The organism is Solirubrobacter ginsenosidimutans, from assembly GCF_027587205.1.
In genome coordinates this window covers 1-1,850 of the sequence record NZ_JAPDOD010000124.1, presented here as the reverse complement: position 1 = coordinate 1,850, position 1,850 = coordinate 1, and the positions used below count along the sequence as shown (strand labels likewise).

General features: G+C 72.0%; 2 protein-coding genes. One reads left to right on the top strand and one right to left on the bottom strand.

All coding sequences use genetic code 11. The annotated features are described in order from the left end of the window. On the bottom strand, positions 1-1,250 hold a 1,250-nt coding region (locus tag OM076_RS44435), incomplete at its 3' end, for a diacylglycerol/lipid kinase family protein (RefSeq protein WP_270046734.1). 83 nt (positions 1,251-1,333) lie between these two features. Here OM076_RS44435 and OM076_RS44430 point away from each other — a divergent pair. Beyond that, positions 1,334-1,843 (top strand): phosphatase PAP2 family protein, encoded by a 510-nt coding sequence (locus OM076_RS44430; RefSeq protein WP_270046732.1) that lies wholly within the window; start codon positions 1,334-1,336, stop codon positions 1,841-1,843. Positions 1,844-1,850 lie beyond the last annotated feature (7 nt).

Sequence of the window (1,850 nt, the reverse complement as noted above, 5' to 3'; positions counted from 1 at the left end):
GTCAGTTCGACGATGCCGGCGCGGAGGCCCTCGGGGATGAGGGCGGACGGCGACGCACCGGGGTGTTGGCGTGCGATGCGTACGCGCAGGACTCCCGGTCTGATCACGAAGTTCAAGGGCGGATCGAGGCGCAGTGCCTCGCCGTCGATGCCGGCGGCGATGGGTTGGTCTGCGTCGACTTCGAACGTCGGCGCCGACCATGTGCGCAGCGGGCGCTGCAGCCGCCGTCCGCTTTCGCCGCGCCCCTTGGCTTCGCCGACGACGGTCACGCCGAGCAGGCCGTCATCGATGCGCGGTCGCGTGCCTGAGCCGACCGCGCGGCCGAGCCGGTAGCTGTTATTGGACACCAGGACCATCGCCCCGGCGTGGTGCGTCTGCCCGCCCGGGCCGCTCCAGCGCAGGTCGAGCTCGCTCCCGCCAGGGCCGAGCGTGTCCGGAACGGTGTCGAGCAGCGTGCGGATCTTCGCGTCGCGGTATTCCTTGCGCTGGACGGCCTCGGCGTAGATGCCGAGTGAGACGTTGTTGACGAACACGCGTCCGTTGACCTCGGCGAGATCGACGATTCGCTCGCCGCCGTCGACGAACGCGTCGAGGGCGCCGACGACGTCGTCGCGGTCGACGCCGAGGTCGAGCGCGAAGTGGTTTCGGGTACCGGCCGGGATGCAGGCGTAGGGCAAGTCGCGTTCGGCGGCGATTGCCGCGACGATCGCCTGCGAGCCGTCGCCACCGGCCATCGCGAGTGCATCGGCGCCGCCGGCGAGGGCGTCACGCACGAGCTGCTCGAGGTCCCACGGGGGGCCGAGCTCGATCGGCTTGATGCTGCGCGCGCGTGCCTCGTCGGCGAGCCTGAACCGCTCCGCCTTTCCGCCGCCGGACTTCGGGTTGAAGAACAGCACCGCGTGGCGCGGCGCCGGGACGCGCGGCAGGTTCACGTGGCTGGCGAACGCGGCGCGCGACGCCGCCAGCGACATCAGAAATCCCGCGATGATCAGGAGGTCGGCGAACCGCGCTCCATCGGCGGCGATCACGACCAGCACGCCGGCGAAGAGCAGCGCTGCGAGTGCCAGGCCCACCACGCGCGCGATGCCTCGTCGCAGCACGCCATACCAGGCGCATGCGCCGGCGATCAGGACGCAGGCCAGCACGATCAGGCCGCGCGGAAACACGCTCACCGCGTTGCCGATAGCGAACACGACAGTGGCGGCGCCCACGATCAGCGCGGCGATCGCCGCCAGTTGCTGGTGTCTCATAGGATTCCCTTTCGGTGAGCCCGACCGTCGAACCCGCAGGCCCGCGGTCGCGCCGGCGACGGTGGATCGAGGACGGTGAGCGCTTGGATCTCGCGGTTTACTCGGCGATCGCCCGCACGCCGACGCCGGCGCTCGATGTCGCGATGAGCCGGCTGTCGCACGCCGCGAACTACTCGCGCATCTCGATGGCCGCCGCTGCACTGCTCGCGCTGACGGGGGGCGCGACGGGCCGGCGTGCGGCCGTTCACGGACTCGGCTCGGTCGCGGTCACGTCGGCCGTGGTCAACGCCGCCGTCAAACCACTCGCACGGCGGCGCCGTCCGGACCGTTCGGCGGGCGAGGTGCCGGTCGCGCGCCACGTGCGGATGCCCACTTCGGGCTCGTTCCCATCCGGGCATTCCGCCGCCGCCTTCGCGTTCGCGACCGGCGTGGGCCAGGTGTCGCCGGCGGCCGCCGCTCCGCTGCGCGCGCTGGCCGCGCTCGTCGCCTACTCGCGGGTCCACACCGGCGTGCATTACCCCGGCGACGTGCTGGCCGGTGCTCTGATCGGCACCACGCTGGGACAACTCACGACCCACCTGCGCCTGCGCTAGCGCACCG